Raw genomic sequence first — 18869 nt, 5'->3', positions numbered from 1 at the left:
TCAGGCCTTCGGCACGTCCAGCGCGGCCCGCACGAAGCAATCCTTCGCCTCCAACAACTTGCGCATGCCTGCGCTCTTCTCGGGACCGTCTGGCAGCATGGTTTCGAACTGGTCGGCGAGTTCGCCGATTGGCTTGCTCACGGTCTGCAGGTGCAGCGGGAGATGAGCGAAGGCGAAGTACTTGATGGTGGTGCTGGGCATGGGGTATCTCGATCGATCGGTGTTGGGCGCGGCAGCCAGGTTGCGCTCGCGTTAGAAGTCGTCCATCGGCCCTGAGGCCCTCTCGGCTTGAACTGGGGCAACATCCTCATGCCCCCCGCTCACGCCATGTGGCGGCCGCTGAAATCAGGCTGCAGGCGCTTCCTTGACGACGATGTAGCGCGTGCTCGTCAGGTAGCAGTCGTCCCCAGTCATCTGCGTCGGGTGGTCGAGCTTGATGGTCTTCGCCAGCGTGTCGGGTTGGCCTTCCGGGTAACCCTTGTCCCAGATCTCGACCATCACTTTGTAGTTGCTGGTGTCGGCGTTTTCGATGCGTACTTTCTTGGTCACGGTGTGATCTCCGGCGGTTGGGGTGGCGGTGTTCGGCGATTCAAAGAATCAGTATCCGATCGGCCCCACGCCCATAACAGAGGAAGCAGTTCCATCGAGCGCCGCGAACACCAGACGCAAAAAAGCCCGCTCGAAGCGGGCTTTCTGCTGGCGTGTCGATCTTCAATCAGGCTCATCCAGCCCCGGCAACTCCAGCTGGTTCAGCCGCACGGCCTGCTTGCGCATCGCCTCGCAGATGTAGCGAATCTGCCGCTCGCTCAGGCCGTGGCGCCGGGCCAATTCCCAGCCGTTGGTGCCGGTGAATTCGCGCCAGATCGCCACATCGCGCCGATAGAGCGGAAACGCCAGATCCTTCGGGAAATAGATCTCGTTGCCGCCGTACTCGCTGAAGAAAATGTGCGCCACCTCGCGAATGATCGTGCGGGCCATGTCGGCGTCGATGCCTGCATCGGCAACCAGCCGCTCGACACCGATGTCGACCAGGCGGCCGATGATCTCGGCCGGCTTCGGCTTGCCCTTTCTCACGCTCGATCTCCTTCAGTTGCGAAAGCATCTGGCTTGCGCGCCACCCACTTCTTCAGGCTCTCGATCGCCAGATCCGCCTGCGCGCCCTTGAGCCACTCGATGCGCTCCACGCCCGTCTGGCGCTGCACCCAGGTGTTCAGCGCAGCCATGCTGCGGTGCTGCACCATGCCCTTGTCGGCGGCCTGCATCCACAGGCTCCAGAGCTTCTTGCCGGCGGCCGACAGCGGCTTGCGTGCAGCCTTCGCGGGGGCCTTGCCGGGCACCTTGACCAGGTCGCGGGACTTGCACGCCTGCATGTGCGCCAGCAGGCGCTGGCGGCCGGTGATGTCGAGCTGCGCAGATGAGCGAATGCCACCGCACACGGTGGCCATCACGTCGCGGTACAGGTCTTCGTCCCAGCCGAGTTCGGCCTTGAGCATGTGGATGCGGGCCAGGTCGAGGCGGCGGGTGTCGGCGTTGACGTGTGCGGGCATTTCGGGGTCCAGAAAAGAAAGTGCCGGGTGTTGCGCACACCCGGCGTAAGCGGTCATCGCTGTGGGGCAGCCGTTCGACGGGCCTTCCACTTGCAGAAAGGAGGCTGCAGGTGGTCTCTCACGATGACTGCGGTGGTTTTGAGTAGGCGCACCCTCCGCTGACAGCCGCCGGACTGACGCGCCCCAGGCGTCCAGCTGCGCGTTGAATTCATGCTTGGTACCAGCCGTTCGCGGGGTGGCGGTACTCGAGCACCTCGAACAGGCCGCCCTGGCCGGCGATGGCCAGCCGATACGTCGGACGCCGGGCGAGCTGCTGGCGCTTGTCAGCCAGGCACAGCACGTCGACCGCGCCGCGGCAGCGCTCCATGCTGTTCAGGCCCACGACGGCCAGCGTCTTCCAGGCGCCGCTGTTGTTGATCTGCAGGTGCACTTCGGGGAGTGCCGGTGCGGGGGTAGCGGTGGTCATGGCGGGCCTCACACCGACGCCAGATCGAGCGGAATCTGGCGGTATTGGTCGCTGTCGCCGATGCGCTCGTAGACGCGCACGTAGCTGCTCGATCCGACCACCTGCACGCTGTCGCTGATGGCCTCCATCGCGCGGCTCCAGGTCGGGTGGACGATGTTCAGGCGGCGCAGGCCGAGCACGCGCGTTGTGCTCACCTGGCCCTGCTGGTCGACACGGAACGCATCGTTGATCAGCGTCTTGATCTCGTCGCGGCTGCCCTGGCTCCACTCGGTGATGCACTCATCGATGAGCGCTTTCGCCGCGGCCAGGCGCTCGTCGAAGGTGATGTTGTCGGCGAAGCGGCGCTCGACTTTGAAGCGGCCATCGAAGGTGTACAGCACCGTGTTGCCCTTGGCGCCGCGCAGCTTGGCGCCGTACTCCTCGGCGCTGGTCTCGATGAAGGCGGCGATGTCGGCGAACGCCATGTGTGCTGGTCAAGTTTTTTCGGACACCACGATAGGTTGTTTGATTGCCGATTGCTGCTCGAAGGCATTGGGTGGCAGGTTGCCCAGTTTGGAGTGCAGCCGCACGCTGTTGTAGAAGCCCACGATGTAGTCGGCGATGTCGGTCATGGCCTCGGCATGGTTGGCGTAGTCGCGCTGCCAGACCCGCTCGGTCTTGAGGCTCAGGAAGAAGCGTTCCATCACCGCGTTGTCCCAGCAGTTGCCCTTGCGGCTCATGCTGCCGACCAGGCCGTGGCGCGCCAGCAGCGCCTGATGCAACGCGCTGGCGTACTGGCTGCCTCGGTCGGAATGAACAATCAGCCCTGGCGCGGGTTGGCGCTGCGCAATGGCCAGTTGCAGCGCTGCGCACACCAACTCGGCATGCATCGTCGGCGCCATCGCCCAGCCCACGACCTTGCGGGCGTACAGGTCCAGCACCACGGCCAGGTACAGCCAGCCGCTGCGCGTGCGGATGTAGGTGATGTCGCTCACCCAGGCCTGGTTGGGGCGGCTCGGATTGAAGCGCCGTGCCAGCAGGTTGTCAGAGACGGGCAGCGCATGACCGCTGTCGGTGGTGTGCATGAACTTGCGTCGCCACAGGGCCCGCAACCTGTTCTCGCGCATCAAACGTCGCACCCGGTGGCGCCCGATGCCCAGCCCCCGAGCGCGCAGCACTGCGCACAGGCGACGGCTGCCATAGACGCGGCCGCTGGCGGCGAACTCGGCCTTCAATTGCGTGCTGACCAAGCAGGCCTTGGGCGCGAGCTTGGCGCGCTGACGGGCACCGTAGTAGCCCGAACGGCTGACGCCCAGCACGCGGCATAGACGCTCGACGGTGACGGCCTTCTTGTGCAGTTGCTCGACGAACTGGTAGCTCATCGAAGCTCGCGGGCAAAGAAGGCCGATGCTTTTTTTAAGATGTCGACGTCGCCGCGCAGTTGCTTGTTCTCGGCCTCAAGCTGGCGGATGCGTTGCTGCTCGGCGGTGAGCGGTTTGCCAATGCCGGGGCGGCCTGCAGCCTCTTCATCGGCTTGCGCCAGCCATCGCCGCACGGCCGTCTCGCCGAGCTTCATGTCGCGGCAGACGTCGCCCACGCTCAAGCCCTGCTCGCGAATCATCTGCACCACTTGCAGCTTGAATTCCGCGTTGAATGTCCTTCGTTCTCTCTTGCTCATGTTCCTCGTCCAGGTGGATTCCACCTATCGAGGTGTCCGGGAAAATTAGACCATGACAATGCGCTTGAACGTGGCCAGGATGGCCGACAGGTTCTTGGCCCCGTCGGCGATGTCGTGCACCAGCTGGTCGCGCATCAGGTCGACGGGCTTGATCTGGCCTTCGGGCACGAGGCGGCCCTTGGCGTCTTGCTTGTAGCCGGCGGGAATGGTGGGGATGGTGGTTTCGGTCACTGAAAACTCCTTGTCGAGTTGAGTCGGATCGGATCGGGTTAAGCCTGGTTGAGCTTGAGTTGGCCCAGCAGCTCCGGCATGCCAACGCCGCGCATGCGGCTGAGCAGCAGAAGGCTGTGCAGGGCCCGGTGTTCGAGAAAGGCCGTCGCCATGCGCAGTTCGTCCGCCGTGGTCGCCATGAAATAGCCCGTCTTAGGGTGGCCGCACACCAGGAAGCCCTGGCAGCGGGCCTCGCTGATGCGCTTGCGCAAGATGCGGCGGGTCAGGCCCAGGCGCGTGGCCAGCTCGGCGGCGCTGATGCCGCGGCCGGCGCCCTGGTGCTGGGCCATCGCCTGCAGCAGGGATGTGCAGTCGGGCGCCTTGAGGGCGGGCTTCTGGCGAGCGGCGGTCGTTGTCATGGTGTCGGGTTGCTCTCGGTGGGAACGGTCGGAACCGCCTTCTTGGCGGCGATCTCTGCGCGCAGCTTCTGGGCGTAGCGGCTGGGGCCGGGTGCAGGCGCAGGGGCCGCTGCGGCAAGCGCTTCAACGGCTTTTGATGCGCGTCCGAGGGCTCGATCCATGTCGGCCATCACGTCACCCAGCGCGGTGCCGCCGGCGGTGTGTGCCCGGCCGCGCTGGCCGGCCTCACGCTCGCGCTCGGCATGCGACTCGGCCTTGTCGACCAGGCCGAGCAGCACTTCGTAGAGATAGCCGTGGCTCGTGAGCGGCAGCGTCAGGTTGCCCTTGTCGCGCGCCGCCATCACCTGCTCGATCGCCTGCTGCCACTGCGCCGGCGTGGTGGCCCAGTCGCGGCCCTTGCGGGTGATGGCGCCGCGCGTCATGTCGGGCCAGAGCTCGCTCAGCAGGGCCAGCGTGCGGCTCATCGCCAGCGCCCGCTTGCCCGGGCGGAACATGCCGATGTAGCGCATCAGCAGCGCCCCCATCGGCACGCCCATCTGCAGCAGCTGGGCCAGCACGTGGCGGCCCTCCTCGTGGGCCAGCAGCACGTCGAGGTCCATCTCGGCATTGCAGCTCGGGCACTTCAGGCGCATGACGGCTCCTCGCCATCCGTCCAGCCCTCGGGCGCAGGCGACGCCGGCACCGACGTGCGGTAGACCCGTTGATTGCCATTGCGGCTGGGGCACGCCAGGTGATCCTGCGAGCCGGCGCGCGGCACGAAGCGGTCGGGCGGGCAGTTGCCAGCCATCATGTCGATGCGGTTCGGGTCAGACGGCGGGCGTTGGTACACCGTCACCTTGACGCCCTCGGGGATCACCACCCGGCAGCCGGATGCGGTCACACCGGCGCCGTCTGACGCGCTGCGCATCGAACGCGGGATGAATGCGCCTGGCTCGACTTTGCGGCGCGCCATCACTGACCTCCGCACGGCAGGTGGCTGCCATTGGCCATGCGCTGGCGCTCGCACTCGTCGCGTGCGCCCTGGGCATAGGCGACGGCCACGCGCGGCACCCAGTACGACTGCGCCGCCTGCTGGGCCTCGATGGCGGCCTTGGCGTGCACGGCCATGCGTACCTCGTGCCGCACCTGCTCGAGCTCGTCTTGCTGCATCTCGGCCATGTGCGCGGCCAGTGCCCATGCGCCAGATGCGAGCAGCACGGCTACCAGCATCTGCGCGGCATTGCGGCGCACGGCGCGCCGGTCGTCTGTGGCCAGGTCCATGAACAGTTTCCGTTCGTCTTTCATGCTCTGCTCCTGATGGGATGACGGGGGGCTCAGACCGCGCGCACGACGTCGCGGTTGATGACGGGCACGCCCAGGTCGGCAGCCACGTTCAGCGCGGCGGTGACCAGGTTGTTGACGGCCAGCGGATACAGCAGGCTGGTGGCGGCGGTCTTGCCGCCCGAGGCCGGCCGGGTGATCGTCAGCCGCGTGCGCAACTCGTCGACGCCCGACTGATCGATGAAGTCGCCCAGCTCGCGGCCTGCGGCGCGGGCGCGGTGCTCGAGGTAGGCGCGCAGATCGCCGTCGAGCGGCAGCAGGTGCACCACCTCGCAACGCTGCGTCACTTCACGCAGGCTGGCGCGGCGCGGGTCGAGCTTCAGGGCCAGCTCGGTCTGGCCCAACAGCAGGATGCCCAGCAGCGGCTTGCGGCCCAGGCGCATCTCGTGCAGGCGCTTCAGGTGCTTGAGCGTGGCCTCGGGCAGGCTGTGCGCCTCCTCGATCACCAGCAGGTGGCTGTAGCCGGCCTCGGCGCTCTTGACCAGCAGATCCTTGGCCTGGTTGCTGCGGCCTTGCAGGGTCTGCTTCAGGCTGGCCAGCTGGTCGAGCGTGGTGACCACGCTGGCCAGGATGTCGGTCGACTTCAGCGTCTTGCCCTTGGTGTCGTTGTCCTCCATGCCCAGCACCCAGGGCTTGATCACGATGACCGGCTTGCGGTCGCGCTGGATGCGTGCTTCCAGGTCGCCGAGCATCGTGGTCTTGCCGCCGCCGGACTCCGACACCACGGCCACGAAGCGCCCGCCGGTGGCGGCCTGCATGCAGGCCTCGCGGACATAGGCAATCTCGCCGTTGGTGAACATCTGCGTGTCGTCGATCACCTCGCCGTCGAACGGGTTGGTGAACAACGTGAAAGCCTTGCGCGCGGCGGGGCTCAGGGTCTGCTTGGCCATCAGCATGGGTTCGTCCTTCTTGGTGTCGGGGGTGTCTTCGGATTCGTCATCGAGCTCGATGACCAGGGCGCCGGGCAGCGTGGCGCGCACGATGCGAGCGACCTCGGGCCGCTTGCCGCCGCGGTTGTTGAACAGCAGGATCAGCCGGTTGGCCGTCACCTTCAGCATCTCGTCGCTCATGCGCGTGGGCCACTCGCCGAGGTTGAACAGCCGGTAGACCGTCGTTCGGGGCAGCTTGATGCTGCGTGCGGCATCGCTCAGGCTCACGCGCAGCAGCACGGCCATCTCGGCCAGCGTGTAGACGTCGTGCGCCACACCGGCCACATGCAGCACGCCCAGCCGTCGCGGCGGGAGCTGAGGCGCCACATCGGGCACCTCGGGGGTCAGAAGAGTTGCGTCCATCCTTGCGTCCTGTTGATGTTGTGATGTGCTGTCAGGCGGTGATCAGCCGCCCCCGGCCACCACGCGCAAGCCGGTCGGCTGCGTGCTGGTGTCGGTTTGTTCGGGTGCCGCGGCGAACTGACTGGCAATGCCCGCCAGCTGGTCCTCGGGCACCCCTTCCGGAAATCGTTGTGTGATCCAGCCGTAGACCTGCGGGCTGTAGCGCTCGCCCAGGATCGGCTTGAGGCGCTTGCAGGCCTCGACGGCCGTCAGCACCACGGCCACCACTCGGCGCGACGTGGCCTCGAGTTCAGTGCCGCGGCGCGGCATGTAGGTGGGAAGCTCGGCCTGGTCGATGTCGGCCATCGGGTCGATGCGCCCGCCCATCGCCTGCGCGTGCTTCTTGCGCAGCTTCTGGGCCTCTTCCAGCGTGGGCAGCGCGGCGGGCTGACCCTTGTCGTCGACCTGGCGGTAGGTTTCGCGCAGCAACTCGTTGCGCTGGTGCTCGGCCTGCGAATAGGCAGCCGGGCGGAAGCTCTGGCCCAGCGTGGGTGCATCGATCGGGAAACCGAACTGGTTGACGATCTCCGGCGCCACGGTGTGCAGCACGGTCTGGCCCGCCGCATCCACCTCGTGCACGTCGATGGCCGGCGCGCGGTACGCGTTGACGGTCAGCGTTACCTTGACGCCCGCCGATGCGCCAGGCACGTCGCGCAAGCTGTAGGTCTGTGCGTCGAAGCCTTTGATCTTCACGCTGATGGTCAGCGTGTTGCTCACGCGGCGTGTCATCGGCTCGGCAAAGGCCAGCTCGCGCAGCAACTCCACCGAGTGCGGAATGCGCAGCTCGCCTTCCTTGATCAGCAACCAGGCGCTGTCACGCGTCATGCGGTGGCGGGTGTGCAGCTCGGTGGCGCAGTGCACGGCGGCCCACTTCGGCCCGGCCACGTTGAGCCAGTCCAGCGTGATGGTGTCCGGGTCCATGAAGGGGAAGCCGCCTTCGAAATTGCGCTCCCAGATGTCGCCGTGCTTTTCCACCGAGCCGGTGGCGTTGGCGCGGCCCGGCTCGTGGCGAAGCAGCTTCACGCCCAAGTTCTTGGCGAAGTTGATCCACAGTCCGGCCTTGTTGCCCGAGCCCTGGTCGGTGTAGATGTGCAGCGGCACCCCGTGCATGGGGCTGTCGCCCTGCTTGGTGATGCAGTAGATGACGAAGTCGATCAGGTTCTCGGCCGACTCGCCGCCCATGTAGTAGCGGCCCTTGAAGTTGCCGCTGGCATGGTCCACCGCCAGGTAGCGGGTGACCAGGTCGTTGATGACCTTGGCAAAGTTCGCCGGCTTGTTCTTGTAGAACTCGTCGGTCGACATCGACCGCATGCGCCCGGTCTTGTCCTTGTAGAGCACCGAGGTCGACGAGTCGATCTGCCACAGGAAGTTCGGATGCGGCGTCTGCATCGGCGTGGCGTTGCGCGGCTGGCTCATCTGCTCGACGTGCAGGTGGTGGTCGCGCAGCTTGGTCAGCAGGCGGCCCGAACTCAGTTCGGTGCTGATCAGGCCGTTGGCGCGCAGGGCGTTCACGGCACGCTTGCCTGACCACAGCTGCTTCTCGTTGTCGCGCCGGCTGGCCAGCAGCGTGGCGCTGATCAGCCGCAGATCGTCCTGGCTCACGGCGCTGCTGCCCGAATCAGAGCGCCGCTTGCGGCCCAGGTCCAAGCCTGCCTTCTCCAGCTTGCGGTACACGGTGGCGGTGCTGCAGCCGAGCAGTTGCGCGGCGCGCGCCGTCACCTCGGCCTTGGCGCCATGAGGTGCGTTCACCAGCATGTCCCGGGCCTTGAGCATCAGTTCCCACTCGGCTGCGTTCATGGTTTTCTTCTAGGAGGTCGAGCCGGTGGCTCAGGACTGAACGGCCTTCAACTTGCCGGCGTGCTCCCGCACCCAGCTCGGCACCACCTCGGCCTCGAGGTCGAAGGCGATCGCATGCGCACGCATCACTTCGGCCAGGCGCTGGCCCAGCCAGATCAGGTCGTTGTGCGCGGCCAGGCGGCAGCTCTCGCTCACGTCGGCGCCGGCCATGTCGGTCATGACCTCGACGATGCGGTTCATGCCCCCGTTGGCGTCGATCGCGCCCTTGTGCAGGTCATCGAGCATCAGCTTCTCGGCGGCAGTGCGTGCTGCGGCCTCCTTGCTCGGCTTGTAGGGCCGGTGCAGCCTCTCCTTGAGCGTGTCGAACTGGGTGTTCTTCTCGTCGAGCAGGCGTTTCCGGGCGTCTGCAACCTGGGAGGCCTCTTCAAGTTGGCGTGCAGCCTCGGCCTTGTCTCGAGCGTGGCGTTCGATCAGGCTTTCGGCCACGTCCAGCAGCGTCTGCTTGTCGCCGGCCTTTGCCGCCTCGATCAGCTCGGCCTGCTGGTCCATCGGGATTGCGCGCATTTCACGCATTTGCCGGTAGCCCAGGCCGTAGTTCTGGGTCATCTCCAGGAACTCGGCCCCGAAGGTCTTGAGGTTCAGCAGGTCATCGTCAACGTGCTGCCGCGAACGGCCCACGACGGTGGTGCAGAAATCATCCCAAGTGCTGACGGTCAGCAGTTTTCCGCCGACGGAAACACGCAAGTCCTTGTATTTCCTGGACTCCTTGATCTGTTGCAGCTCAAGCAAATCGCTGACGTCAGCAATTTTCTTGATCAGGTCAGCGGTCTTCTTGCGCCCCAGCCGCTCACCAACCCACTGGCTGAAGTCGATCTGTTCGGCGCTGACGGCGTTGTCGAGCGCTACCACCTGACTGGCCGCACGGCTGTAGGCGGCTGCCGTTGCGGCGGTGATCACATCGGTCACCGGCTCGGTCGATGTCAGCGGCTTGCGGCCGCGCTGCGGGGTGAGCAGGTCGATGGTCTTGTTGTCTTCGGGTTGTTTCATTGCTCGTCTTTCAGTTTGTTGATGAGGGCCTGCTCAAGCGCTTCGTACTCGACCTGGTCCGCCATGCGATCCAGCACAGTGGCGAAGAGGTCTTTCAGGCTGTTCAGGTAGGCCACCTTGTCGGCGGTACTGCCGTGGGGCATCAGGCGATTGATGCCGTCGCTGTAGGAGGTGGCCTGCAGGGCAACGGCCACGTTCTGAAACTTCAATGCCACGGAGCGCCGTACCGCAGCGGACTCCACCGTGTGTTGGAAGAAAGATTGCAGGTCCATCACACGCTCCGGCTGAATCGACCGCGGATCTCATCAAGCCGCGCCTGCGCGCGGTCGAGTGCCGTCATGTGCCGGATGGCGATCTGCACCACCTGCGGTGCCAGACGCCAGCGGCCCGTCTCGGGCACCAGCTCGGCAAAGCCGGCCTCGGCCAGGTTGGCCAGGTCGCGCGTGACGGCGCTTGCGTTGCACTGCTGCTGCTTGGCGATGTCGGCCGGCGCCAGGCCGGTGATCTCGTGGCCGGCCAGCAGCATCACCAGGCGCAGGATTCGCTGCTGGCCCTCGTGGGTGTAGGCCGTGCTCATGCCGTCAGGTCCCCTTCAACGTGGCGCACCCAGATCGCGTTGCCGCGGTCGACGCCGGCCCAGAACGCATCGGCCCGTGCGTTGCCCATCGCGTAGGGGTTGAGCACTTGCCGGCCCATCAGCCGGCGCTCCAGGGCGGCGCGGGCGCCACGGTGGTATTCCGGGCTGCGCGGGTCGCCGTGTGCGAAGGCGTCCTTGAGCAGGCGGTCCACGATCTCGGCAGCAGCCGCGGTGGTGGGGTTGGGGGTGGATGTGCCGGCCATCACAGCCCCGCCAGCGGTGACAAGGGGGCAGGCACCGTGACCGCCTCGTGCAGATCGAGGTCATCGTCCGATGCATCGATCACGTCATCGGGCATCACCAGGCGCTCCATCAGCATGCCCAGGCCCGGCCGCATGTCCTCGAGCAGCATCACCAGCAGGGCCAGGGCCATCGTCTTCTGGCGATCCAGCTGCCGTTGCGTGACGCCGCGCTGCCGATTGGCGTCTGTGTGCTGGGTGTTGAGCTCGGACACGTGACCCACCAGGGCCAGCAGGGCCTGGGTCAGATCGGCATGGGTGCCGAGGTGCCGCTGGCCGAGCAGGCGCAGGGGGGGCATCGGCGCGGGCGAGTGGCTGCCGACGTGCAGTTGGTTCATGGCGCTTCCTTGGGTTGGTGGTTGGGGGTGGATGGGGGTCAGAAGCTGCGCTCGACGCTCAGGTGCAGGCCGGCGCTGCCGCCGTAGTGCGGTGGCTTGGGCAGGTAGGCCAGGCGGGCGCTGAAGCCGTCGACCAGGTCGAGGCGCACGCTGGGCACCAGCAGCGGGGCGACGGGCAGCGCGGCATAGCCGGTCACGGCGCCGGCGGTCAGCGCCAGGTGGCCGCCGAGCCACTCGTGCGTGTAGGCCGCATAGGCGCTGGTGGCGCGCATGCTGTTGCGGTAGATGCCCAGCGTCAGGCCGCGGGCGGTGCGGATGTAGAGGCCGGGGTTGACCGGGTTGTAGCCACCTGCGGTGTGCGCCGTGGCGAGGTGCAGGCCCACCGTGACGGGCTCAGCCGCGTGTGCCGACTGCGGCGCCACGCACGAACCCAGCACGATCGCCAGGGTCGAGACCAGGCTGGTGCAGATGCCGGCTAGCACACGCTCGATGGCGCGTCGACTCGGCCGTTGGGGGATGTGGTGGGTCATCACGGTTCCTACTTTTGGGGGATAGATCGACGGGCGAACAAGGCGCACGCTCTGGGTCAGGCGGCTTGCTTCAACGGGTCTTGGTCAACGATCTCGCCGGCCTTCATGCCCAGCAGCACGGCGGCCTTGTGGCTCTTGCCGCGGTGGCACTTCTTGCGCCCGGCCAGGATTTCGTAGACGAGGCTCTGGTGCAGGCCGTTGGCGCGGCTCCAGGCGGCGATCGACAGGCCTTTGTGCTCGAACTCGGCACGGGCCTCAGTAGCGGTCTTCAGCTTTGGCTTCATGGCGCGGGCAAAATGGTGTGAATTGGTGGAGGTCAGGCAATGGACACAGAAGACGTCGAGGCACTCAGGGGGCGGATCGAGGCGGTTGCGCAGTTCGCTGTGGCTCTGGCCGCTGAGTTGCACCACGCCTGCGTCATTGACGTGACCCAGGTCCTGACGCCTCTGGCGCAGCGGGCGCTTCGGTTGCAGATGGAGAGCCCGGTTGCCCAGCAAGAGGCGCGGGCGGCGCTGGTTGATCTGCTGCACTCGCTGGCCGCGACCCTCCAATTACGGGACGATCAGTGGCAAATGCCGGGCGTTCCCTTGCCGGAAAAGCGGCCATGAAGACGGCCACCCGTTGCGCGAAATCTGCGGCCGTCATCTCGGGATCGATGGCCTCAATGCGGACCTGCCAGCCCTCGATGCCATCGTCGGTGTGCGCCATCACCAGGGCAACCTGCAGCCCGGCCGGGATGCGCGGCAGCAGGCGATTGGCGGTCGGGCGAAGGAACTCGCGCAGACCGTTTTCTGAACCGTTATTCGTGTCCGCCTGGGCGGGCTGAGGGAGCTTCTTGCTGGGCATGTCTTCTTGTCCTCAAGTGGTGTGTGTTTGGTGTCGATGGTGTGATTGTGTGCATTTGGGTGCACAATAGTCAAGGAGAATTTGTGTCTGTTGATGCACAACGAGGTCAGCGACTCGCGGAAGAGCGAACGCGCCTCGACATGACCCAGCAACAGGTGGCGGACGCGTTGTCGATTCGCCGCGAGATGTGGGCGAAGTACGAGGCTGGCGCTGAGCCGGGCGCGTCGGTGCTTGGCCGTGCTGCTGCATCAGGGGTCGATGTGCTCTACGTCCTCACCGGCAAGCGCCCTGAAAACGCGCCGAGTGCCGACGAGCAGCGCCTGCTGGCGCTCTACCGGCTGGCCGACATCAAGGTGCGCCAGGCGGTGCTGGCGGCGTTGGCCACGGGAGAGATGCCGGCGGCCGCGAAGCCATCAGCCGTGACGCGTGTGCCTGCTCCGGCGGCCAAGACGGTCAAGCACGGTGGCATCACCGTGCACGTGGCCGGTGGCATCGGCCAGCAGGTCGAGGGCGGCATTCACTCGCCGCAGACGTTCAACATGGGCGGGCCGGCGCGCAAGACGCGCAAGGCGAAAGCGGAGTGACCACGGGGTGCGGCGCCCGCTTCGCTGCAGGGTTGGCCGATTTCAGGGGGAAGTCATGAAGGTCTGGAGAGTCGTTGGCCTGGTCGTCTGGATGCCGCTCGTGGTGGGTTGTGCCGCCTTGCCGACCGAGGGATTTGGCATCGAGCAGACGAACAGCTTGCCCAGCCAGGAATGCCAGCGCGTGGGCCGCGTCGAGGGCAAGAGCTACTTCGGTGCCGGCGTCGTGGGGGCCGGGTCGGGGCACTACCACTCACGCAGGGCTGCCCTTGAAGAAGCGCCCGCCGGCCTGGTCGCCAAGGCCACGCACGTCGTGTGGGAGCCGCCCGCAGGCTTCGGCGTGGATCTGGCGGTCGGCGTGCTGTTCAGGTGCCCGAAGGTGTAGCCAACGCAACGACACCGGGTCAGCGGCGCCCGTTCACGCCGCGTCAACAGGGAGAGAAGCATGTCGAATCACAGTACGGCAGCCGGTGACACGTTCGATGTCCAACTGCGGATGCTCATGCGCCTGATCGTGCACCTGGATGAGCGCGGCGCCGTGAATGCGCAGGAGTTCCTGGCCGACCTGGCCAACGCGGCGGGCCAACTGCCGCCCGGTCCTCAGGTTGCGCAGCGGCTGGTCGTGGATGCGACGCTGGATCAGCTGAATGCCTCGCGGCAGCTCAGGCTGGTGCCGTCGGCGGGCCAACACTGACACGGGGTTTCAAATGACCAAATCCAGGACGAGAACGATCAGCGTTGCCTGCTTGAACATCGCGATGGGCGTGCCCCACTCGCCCGCAAGGTACCTTGCCATGATGCGCGATGCCTTCAGCCTACGCGCGGTTGTACCGGTGGGAGGGGTGTACGGAGCCTTGATCGGATCCCTTCACGTGGCAGAGCCAGAGGACCCGAGAAACGATGTGACCGGGGAGATTTATCGCTTCCTCAAGCTGGACCCGAATGAGCCTTGGTTCAATGCGGAAACTCGCGAGGCTGCGACGGCCAAAGAGTTGCGGCAAATCAGCATTCCTGAACACCTGCTGCCCCATTTGCAGCGGATCCCCTTCGTCTTCAGGCCGAAGGTGCACAGGCTTTACTTCGTGGCAAGGGATCGCAAGGACAGCCTCGCGCCAAGTACCGCCAAGTTGCTCTTCGAGGCAGTGCTGAACCGTTTGACCAACGAGCTGAACTATCCACCCTTCGAGGTCACCGTTCGTCCGGACAAAGGGGCACTCGATGAAGTCCTGAGTCTGGCTTCGCTGGAGCACATCGTCATCGATCTTGTTCCCCCCAACGCGGACGATGGACACGCAGAGCAAGAGCGATGGAAGAAGAAGTTGAAGGCCCAAAACGTGCGCCGTCAAACTCTCAGACTCGATGGGTTGAGGAATGAATCCATCAAGCCAGACAAGGACACGTTGGAACTGGCCAGAGTGGCTTCCCACAACGGCAAGGTCACCGCCAGCGGCCACGACCTCAATGGCATGAAGCAGGAGCTTTCAACAACCGACAGGCCTTTGATCGAGCGAGTTCTTGTGAATCCGGAGGTCGAAACCGTCATGCTGGCGCTCAAGCGGACTGCGGACGTTCTGGGCACGGAATAATCGGCTCATGTGCCAAGAAGTCTCCCCCACCCGCAAGCAGTACAAAGGCGTCTTCACCATTTTCAAGCGGTACTGGGGCGCCTACGGTGGATTGCAGGCGCTGCTGCGTTCGCCGTACCTGCACTTCTCGATCGTGTTGTTGGTGGCGACGTCGAACACGTGGATCAACGCGGGTTGGTGGGAGCAGTCGATCGGTGTGCTGCCAAACCTGCTGGGTTTTACGCTAGGTGGATTTGCGATCTTCATCGGGTTTGGCGATGAGCGATTTCGTCAACTGCTTGCTGAGCCCGACGAGAGCGAGGAGACCCACACCGTCTATGTAGGTCTTTGCTCCACGTTCGTCCACTTCATCATCGTGCAGGTGCTTGCCTTGTTCTGCGCGATCCTCGCCGAGGCGTGGTGGTTCGAGTTCGCCTGGCCACCGGCAGTCAAGGCTGTTTTGCCAGCGTTGAACGTACTTGGCGGAGCGATCGGATATGGGTTGTTTCTGTATGCGTTGACCTCGGTCCTTGCTGCAACCATGCACATCTTTCGCATCGCCACGATGTACGAGGAATACCAGCGCTCGTTGAGCGAATCGGCGGAGCAGGTCGAGTAGTCGATTCAGATTCCGCCCGCGACACGTCGGCGCCATTGCGCGTTCAAGCACATCGGGTTGGCGCCGCTCCCCCACAGCCAGGGGCTCCCCCGTCGGCCGGCTGTGAAAATTGACGCAGCTCCACCCCTGGGCGCCTTCGGTCGGCATGAACGGTCGCTGAAGCCCCGCACACTCCCGCCTCAAATAACCGCAGGAGAGGCGTGTGCAAGTCGAAGTCAATGGCCCGGTTGGGCAGCTCAATCTGAGCGTGCGATGTCGTGGGGCCTGTTGCCGTGGTCGTTGGTTTCGATGGCGCGCCCGCCCGCGCCGTTGGGCGGCCTACCGCGGCTTGCTGGCCTCAGCCAGTCGATAGGCGCCCCCCACCTGCACCCACACTGAACCGGTTCCTCTTTCCCGAACCGGTGCGGGCATCGACGATGCCTGCATGCCCGAATCCCCACCCCCAGACATCCAGCTCGCCCCGCACTTCCGGCTCTCGGAGCTGGTGATTTCGCCGTCGGGCGAGCGGGCCGGTTTGCGCAACGAGCCGCAGGCCACCCAGGTGCGCAACCTGCGCCGCACGGCCCAGTGGCTCGAGACCCTGCGCGGCGCGCTGGGCTGCCCGATCACCGTGCTGAGCGGCTACCGCTCGCCCGCCGTGAACAAGCTCGTGGGCGGCTCGAATCAGAGCGCCCACCTGCGCGGCCTGGCTGCCGACTTCATCGCCCCGGCCTTCGGCAGCCCGCGCGCCGTTTGCGAGCGGGTACTGTCGTTGGGCCTGTCGTTCGACAAGCTGATGTTCGACCAGCTGATCTACGAGGGCAGCTGGGTGCATGTCGGCCTGGCTGAGGTCGGCGCGCCGATGCGCAACCAGGTGCTGACCGCCGTGTTCGCCAAGGGCGTGCCCACGCAATACCGCGCGGGGCTCGTATGAACGAAACCAAGCCCTGGTGGCTCAGCCGCACCCTGATCGTCAACGCGCTGCTGCTCAGCCTGGCAGCCGCCGAAAGCCAGTTGCAGGTGCTGCAACCGCTGATGCCCGTGAACGTCTATGCGCTGCTGGCGTTCGTGCTGCCGATCGTGAACGCCGCGCTGCGGGTCGTCACCACGCAGCCGCTGGGGCGCACGCCTGCCGGCCAGTAGCCCAACCCATCCAAGGAGCAAACATGAGTCTTTCCATCAGTGGACGCGACGGCGTGCAGATCGACGTGACCGCCGTCAGCTCGGCAACGCTGATTGCGGGCGACGACTTCGGCCGAGCCTGTGAGTACTGCGTCGTGCAGAACACCGGCGCATCGGCCTGCTGGGTCAAGGCGGGTCACGCCGATGCGGCGGCCACGGAGCTGTCGATCCTGATGCCGCCGCAGTGGCGGGAGGTCTTCCACAAGGGCACGGCCACGCACCTGGCTGCCGTCTGTGCGCCAGGCGAGAACACGACGTTGGTGGTGGCGCCGGTTGGTGGGCGCGCGTGATGGCCGCCTCATCGCGCGGGGTACCGCTCACCGGCGGCGTCACCCCGGTATCAGCCCCCGCATCAAACGACATCGGCATGCAGGGTCTGCAGGGCTTTGGCGTCGGCATCTGCCCGTCGATCCCGGCCGGCTTCGCGCTGCTGCCCGGCACTTCGGATCCTGCCTCGCCGAACTACGGCAACTACCAGTGCGCTGACGGCTCGGTGATGGTGTGGGTGCCGGCCTTCTGGTATCGCATCGGTCACGCCGCCAACCCGACCTATGCCACCTGGCTGCTCAACAGCATCGACGTCGAGCCGTATTCCGCCTTCGCTGACGTGGCTGCTGCTGCGGCTGCCGGATACGCGCTGCCGCGGGCGTTCTACAACGCGGGGGCCATCCAGCCAGGCTTCTTCGTCGACAAGTACCAGTGCTCCAACAACGCCGGCGTGGCATCCAGCCTGCGATACGGCAACCCGCTGACCGCCTCGTCGGCACACGCGCCGTTTGCGGGTCTGACCGGCGCTCCGGCCAACACCCTGGGTGGCGCGTTCGCTGCGGCCAAGACCCGTGGCGCCCGGTTTTTCCCGACCATGCGCTACATGCATGTCGCCCTCGCGCTGCTGGCGATGGCCCATGCGCAGGCGTCTGCGAGCACGGCCTGGTGTGCCTGGTGGGATGGCTCGACCACCGGCCTGGCGGGCCCGAAGGGCAACAACAACAACGCGTTGAAGGATGCCAACGACGGCGCCGTCACCTATGTCGGCGACGGGTACCTCAACTGCGGCAAGACCGGCTCCGGCGTGCCGTTCGCGAAGACGACCCACAACGGGCAGGACTGCGGCATCGCCGACCTGAACGGTAACGTGTGGGAGGTGTCGCCCGGCATCACCTGCGTCGCGAGCGGCAAGTCGATCACTGCAGCCACGCAGGCCAACCCGGTGCAGATCACCGTGGCGGCGCATGGTTTCGCCACCGGCGCGCCGGTGATGATCCAGTCGGTCGCGGGCATGACGCAGCTCAACGACAAGTTCTACACCGTCACCGTGGTCGACGCCAACAACCTGACCCTCGACGGCGTCAACGGTACCGCCTATGGCGCCTACACGAGCGCTGGCACGCTCACGTCCGGCGTGTGGCATGCGCTCAACACGGCAGCCGATGCGGCGGCGCTCACGGGCGGCAACACGCTGGCCACCGATGCGTTCGGCGTCGCCGGCGTGGCCGCTCACAGCTCGCCGGTCGCGTATGCGTGGTCGCCGAATGCCATCTTCGATTTGCGCTACGGCAACGGCGCGGCGCAGGTGATTTCTCCGGCCACGAGCGGCACCGAATGGACTCGGGCAAACCTGGGGCTCATGGCGAGCGCTGCCGCCATCGGCACCAGCGGGATTTCGGCTTTTGGTCAGGACCGGTACTACCAGTTCATCCTCAACGAGCTGTGTCCGCTCGCCGGCGGGGGCTGGGCGTACTCGTCTACGGCCGGCGTGTGGGCGGTCTACTGGAGCAACGCGCGGTCGTACTCCAACGGCACCGTGGGGCTCCGGGCCGCCTCGTATCTTTGATGGCCGGCGCGATAGCGATGGCCTGGATCGTCTGACATGAGCCTGCATTCCGAAGCACAGCTGAACCGCAAGTTCACCGAGTTCGCGAAGCTCATGAACGTCTACCTGGCGCACTTCCCGAAGGCCGAGAAGTACGGTCTGGCGCAGGCGATCCGGGTGGCCGCCTACGACGTCTATGCGCTGATCGTCGAGTGCCAGAAGCGGTATCACAAGAAGACCACGCTCACGAATCTGGACGTCCGCCATGAGCAGTTGCGCATGCTGCTCAGCCTGGCCAATGACCTGGGGTACTTCGGGTTTCATGGCGGAGTCAAGGCGGCTCCGGATGATGGCCCGGCTTCGGCGGTGCGCCGCTACGTGGCGATTTCGAGGCTGGTCGATGAGCTGGGCCGAATGATCGGAGGATGGGTCAAGAGCGAGCGCAAAGACTCGCAGGTTGCGGCAACAGGGGAGGCATCTTGAGATGCTGTGTCCGATCGCCGGCGGGAACTGGACGAACTCGTCTACGGCCGGCGTGTGGGCGGTCAACTGGAACAACGCGCGGTCGAACTCCAACGACAACGTGGGGCTCCGGGCCGACTCCGCACTACCTCGCACGCCCGATCGTGGCGATGGTGGAGCAGAGGGAGGTGCCTTCCTGCCTTGGGCGAAATCGTGGTGCCCGCCGTTTTCCAGTAGCTGCTGCTCGTACGGCGGCGATCGTCAACGGTTCCGTCGGGTTCGAA

Annotated in this window: 33 protein-coding genes; 12 read left to right on the top strand and 21 right to left on the bottom strand. The window is 65.8% G+C overall.

Going from position 1 to position 18869, the window contains the following annotated elements; all coding sequences use genetic code 11:
* From LCHO_RS11450 to LCHO_RS11345, 21 genes are all read right to left on the bottom strand, one after another.
* A complete protein-coding gene (locus LCHO_RS11450) occupies nt 1–201 on the bottom strand; it encodes a hypothetical protein (RefSeq protein ID WP_012347311.1) in 201 nt (66 codons plus the stop codon).
* 144 nt (nt 202–345) lie between these two features.
* Entirely contained in the window at nt 346–549 is a 204-nt protein-coding gene (locus LCHO_RS11445) for a hypothetical protein (RefSeq protein ID WP_012347310.1), read from the bottom strand.
* A gap of 162 nt (nt 550–711) precedes the next feature.
* Complete coding sequence (locus LCHO_RS11440; protein ID WP_012347309.1) at nt 712–1074, bottom strand: Mor transcription activator family protein; 363 nt, start codon at nt 1072–1074, stop codon at nt 712–714.
* Nucleotides 1071–1547 (bottom strand): regulatory protein GemA, encoded by a 477-nt coding sequence (locus tag LCHO_RS11435; protein WP_012347308.1) that lies wholly within the window; start codon nt 1545–1547, stop codon nt 1071–1073. Before LCHO_RS11435 ends, LCHO_RS11440 begins: the two co-directional genes overlap by 4 nt.
* Before the next feature lie 208 nt (nt 1548–1755).
* Nucleotides 1756–2013, bottom strand: coding sequence for a hypothetical protein (locus LCHO_RS11430; protein WP_012347307.1), 258 nt, complete (start codon nt 2011–2013; stop codon nt 1756–1758).
* 8 nt (nt 2014–2021) lie between these two features.
* Nucleotides 2022–2477: a DUF3164 family protein gene (locus LCHO_RS11425; RefSeq protein WP_012347306.1), complete on the bottom strand. Its 456-nt coding sequence runs from the start codon at nt 2475–2477 to the stop codon at nt 2022–2024.
* Nucleotides 2478–2486: 9 nt separating this feature from the next.
* Nucleotides 2487–3670, bottom strand: a protein-coding gene (locus tag LCHO_RS11420) for an IS3 family transposase (RefSeq protein ID WP_223210436.1) whose coding sequence is annotated in 2 segments (ribosomal slippage) — nt 2487–3400 and nt 3400–3670 — 1185 coding nt in all. Because the reading frame shifts where the segments join, the coding sequence is not laid out codon by codon here.
* A 45-nt stretch (nt 3671–3715) separates the two neighbouring features.
* On the bottom strand, nt 3716–3901 hold the full coding sequence (locus LCHO_RS11410; RefSeq protein WP_012347305.1) for a DUF3164 family protein: 186 nt from the start codon (nt 3899–3901) through the stop codon (nt 3716–3718).
* A gap of 38 nt (nt 3902–3939) precedes the next feature.
* Nucleotides 3940–4299, bottom strand: a complete 360-nt coding sequence (locus LCHO_RS11405) for an HTH domain-containing protein (RefSeq protein ID WP_012347304.1) — start codon at nt 4297–4299, stop codon at nt 3940–3942.
* On the bottom strand, nt 4296–4931 hold the full coding sequence (locus tag LCHO_RS22165) for a hypothetical protein (RefSeq protein ID WP_012347303.1): 636 nt from the start codon (nt 4929–4931) through the stop codon (nt 4296–4298). The genes LCHO_RS11405 and LCHO_RS22165 overlap by 4 nt, the downstream gene beginning before the upstream one ends.
* Nucleotides 4922–5251 carry a hypothetical protein gene (locus LCHO_RS11395; protein WP_012347302.1) on the bottom strand — a complete coding sequence of 110 codons (330 nt, stop codon included), beginning with the start codon at nt 5249–5251 and terminating at the stop codon, nt 4922–4924. The genes LCHO_RS22165 and LCHO_RS11395 overlap by 10 nt, the downstream gene beginning before the upstream one ends.
* Nucleotides 5251–5583, bottom strand: a complete 333-nt coding sequence (locus LCHO_RS11390; protein WP_012347301.1) for a hypothetical protein — start codon at nt 5581–5583, stop codon at nt 5251–5253. Before LCHO_RS11390 ends, LCHO_RS11395 begins: the two co-directional genes overlap by 1 nt.
* 29 nt (nt 5584–5612) lie before the next feature.
* On the bottom strand, nt 5613–6911 hold the full coding sequence (locus LCHO_RS11385; protein ID WP_012347300.1) for an ExeA family protein: 1299 nt from the start codon (nt 6909–6911) through the stop codon (nt 5613–5615).
* A gap of 42 nt (nt 6912–6953) precedes the next feature.
* Nucleotides 6954–8747, bottom strand: a complete 1794-nt coding sequence (locus LCHO_RS11380) for a DDE-type integrase/transposase/recombinase (RefSeq protein WP_012347299.1) — start codon at nt 8745–8747, stop codon at nt 6954–6956.
* Between the two features lie 30 nt (nt 8748–8777).
* Nucleotides 8778–9794: a hypothetical protein gene (locus LCHO_RS22160; RefSeq protein WP_012347298.1), complete on the bottom strand. Its 1017-nt coding sequence runs from the start codon at nt 9792–9794 to the stop codon at nt 8778–8780.
* Nucleotides 9791–10066 (bottom strand): hypothetical protein, encoded by a 276-nt coding sequence (locus LCHO_RS11370; RefSeq protein WP_012347297.1) that lies wholly within the window; start codon nt 10064–10066, stop codon nt 9791–9793. Before LCHO_RS11370 ends, LCHO_RS22160 begins: the two co-directional genes overlap by 4 nt.
* A complete protein-coding gene (locus tag LCHO_RS11365; RefSeq protein ID WP_012347296.1) occupies nt 10066–10371 on the bottom strand; it encodes an IclR family transcriptional regulator in 306 nt (101 codons plus the stop codon). Before LCHO_RS11365 ends, LCHO_RS11370 begins: the two co-directional genes overlap by 1 nt.
* Nucleotides 10368–10634 carry a hypothetical protein gene (locus LCHO_RS11360; RefSeq protein WP_012347295.1) on the bottom strand — a complete coding sequence of 89 codons (267 nt, stop codon included), beginning with the start codon at nt 10632–10634 and terminating at the stop codon, nt 10368–10370. Before LCHO_RS11360 ends, LCHO_RS11365 begins: the two co-directional genes overlap by 4 nt.
* Nucleotides 10634–11008: a hypothetical protein gene (locus tag LCHO_RS11355; protein ID WP_012347294.1), complete on the bottom strand. Its 375-nt coding sequence runs from the start codon at nt 11006–11008 to the stop codon at nt 10634–10636. The genes LCHO_RS11360 and LCHO_RS11355 overlap by 1 nt, the downstream gene beginning before the upstream one ends.
* Nucleotides 11009–11046: 38 nt before the next feature.
* Complete coding sequence (locus tag LCHO_RS11350) at nt 11047–11538, bottom strand: hypothetical protein (RefSeq protein WP_012347293.1); 492 nt, start codon at nt 11536–11538, stop codon at nt 11047–11049.
* Nucleotides 11539–11594: 56 nt separating this feature from the next.
* Nucleotides 11595–11822, bottom strand: a complete 228-nt coding sequence (locus LCHO_RS11345; RefSeq protein ID WP_043704218.1) for a DNA-binding protein — start codon at nt 11820–11822, stop codon at nt 11595–11597.
* Nucleotides 11823–11861: 39 nt separating this feature from the next.
* On the opposite strand from LCHO_RS11345, the gene LCHO_RS11340 reads away from it, so the two are divergent.
* From LCHO_RS11340 to LCHO_RS11290, 12 genes are all read left to right on the top strand, one after another.
* Nucleotides 11862–12146 carry a hypothetical protein gene (locus LCHO_RS11340; RefSeq protein ID WP_043704216.1) on the top strand — a complete coding sequence of 95 codons (285 nt, stop codon included), beginning with the start codon at nt 11862–11864 and terminating at the stop codon, nt 12144–12146.
* A gap of 13 nt (nt 12147–12159) precedes the next feature.
* Nucleotides 12160–12333 carry a hypothetical protein gene (locus LCHO_RS23710; protein ID WP_190274800.1) on the top strand — a complete coding sequence of 58 codons (174 nt, stop codon included), beginning with the start codon at nt 12160–12162 and terminating at the stop codon, nt 12331–12333.
* 191 nt (nt 12334–12524) lie between these two features.
* Nucleotides 12525–12968 (top strand): helix-turn-helix domain-containing protein, encoded by a 444-nt coding sequence (locus LCHO_RS22155; protein WP_012347291.1) that lies wholly within the window; start codon nt 12525–12527, stop codon nt 12966–12968.
* 55 nt (nt 12969–13023) lie between these two features.
* On the top strand, nt 13024–13350 hold the full coding sequence (locus tag LCHO_RS11330; protein ID WP_012347290.1) for a hypothetical protein: 327 nt from the start codon (nt 13024–13026) through the stop codon (nt 13348–13350).
* Between the two features lie 60 nt (nt 13351–13410).
* Nucleotides 13411–13659, top strand: a complete 249-nt coding sequence (locus LCHO_RS11325; RefSeq protein ID WP_012347289.1) for a hypothetical protein — start codon at nt 13411–13413, stop codon at nt 13657–13659.
* 13 nt (nt 13660–13672) lie between these two features.
* The gene (locus LCHO_RS11320; protein WP_043704209.1) at nt 13673–14551 is read left to right on the top strand and encodes a DUF4747 family protein; all 879 of its coding nucleotides are present in this window, start codon (nt 13673–13675) and stop codon (nt 14549–14551) included.
* Between the two features lie 7 nt (nt 14552–14558).
* A complete protein-coding gene (locus tag LCHO_RS11315; protein ID WP_012347287.1) occupies nt 14559–15149 on the top strand; it encodes a hypothetical protein in 591 nt (196 codons plus the stop codon).
* A 424-nt stretch (nt 15150–15573) separates the two neighbouring features.
* Nucleotides 15574–16062: a D-Ala-D-Ala carboxypeptidase family metallohydrolase gene (locus LCHO_RS11310; RefSeq protein WP_012347286.1), complete on the top strand. Its 489-nt coding sequence runs from the start codon at nt 15574–15576 to the stop codon at nt 16060–16062.
* Nucleotides 16059–16271: a hypothetical protein gene (locus LCHO_RS11305; RefSeq protein WP_012347285.1), complete on the top strand. Its 213-nt coding sequence runs from the start codon at nt 16059–16061 to the stop codon at nt 16269–16271. The genes LCHO_RS11310 and LCHO_RS11305 overlap by 4 nt, the downstream gene beginning before the upstream one ends.
* 23 nt (nt 16272–16294) lie before the next feature.
* Complete coding sequence (locus LCHO_RS11300; protein WP_012347284.1) at nt 16295–16600, top strand: hypothetical protein; 306 nt, start codon at nt 16295–16297, stop codon at nt 16598–16600.
* Nucleotides 16600–18144: a ubiquitin-activating E1 FCCH domain-containing protein gene (locus LCHO_RS22150; RefSeq protein ID WP_012347283.1), complete on the top strand. Its 1545-nt coding sequence runs from the start codon at nt 16600–16602 to the stop codon at nt 18142–18144. The genes LCHO_RS11300 and LCHO_RS22150 overlap by 1 nt, the downstream gene beginning before the upstream one ends.
* Before the next feature lie 36 nt (nt 18145–18180).
* Nucleotides 18181–18606 carry a four helix bundle protein gene (locus LCHO_RS11290; RefSeq protein WP_012347282.1) on the top strand — a complete coding sequence of 142 codons (426 nt, stop codon included), beginning with the start codon at nt 18181–18183 and terminating at the stop codon, nt 18604–18606.
* The last annotated feature ends 263 nt before the right edge of the window (nt 18607–18869 follow it).

Source organism: Leptothrix cholodnii SP-6 (assembly GCF_000019785.1).
In the GTDB taxonomy this organism is placed as follows: domain Bacteria; phylum Pseudomonadota; class Gammaproteobacteria; order Burkholderiales; family Burkholderiaceae_C; genus Sphaerotilus; species Sphaerotilus cholodnii.
The sequence above is the reverse complement of the archived record's forward strand: the minus strand, read 5'-3'. Positions and strand labels throughout refer to the sequence as shown.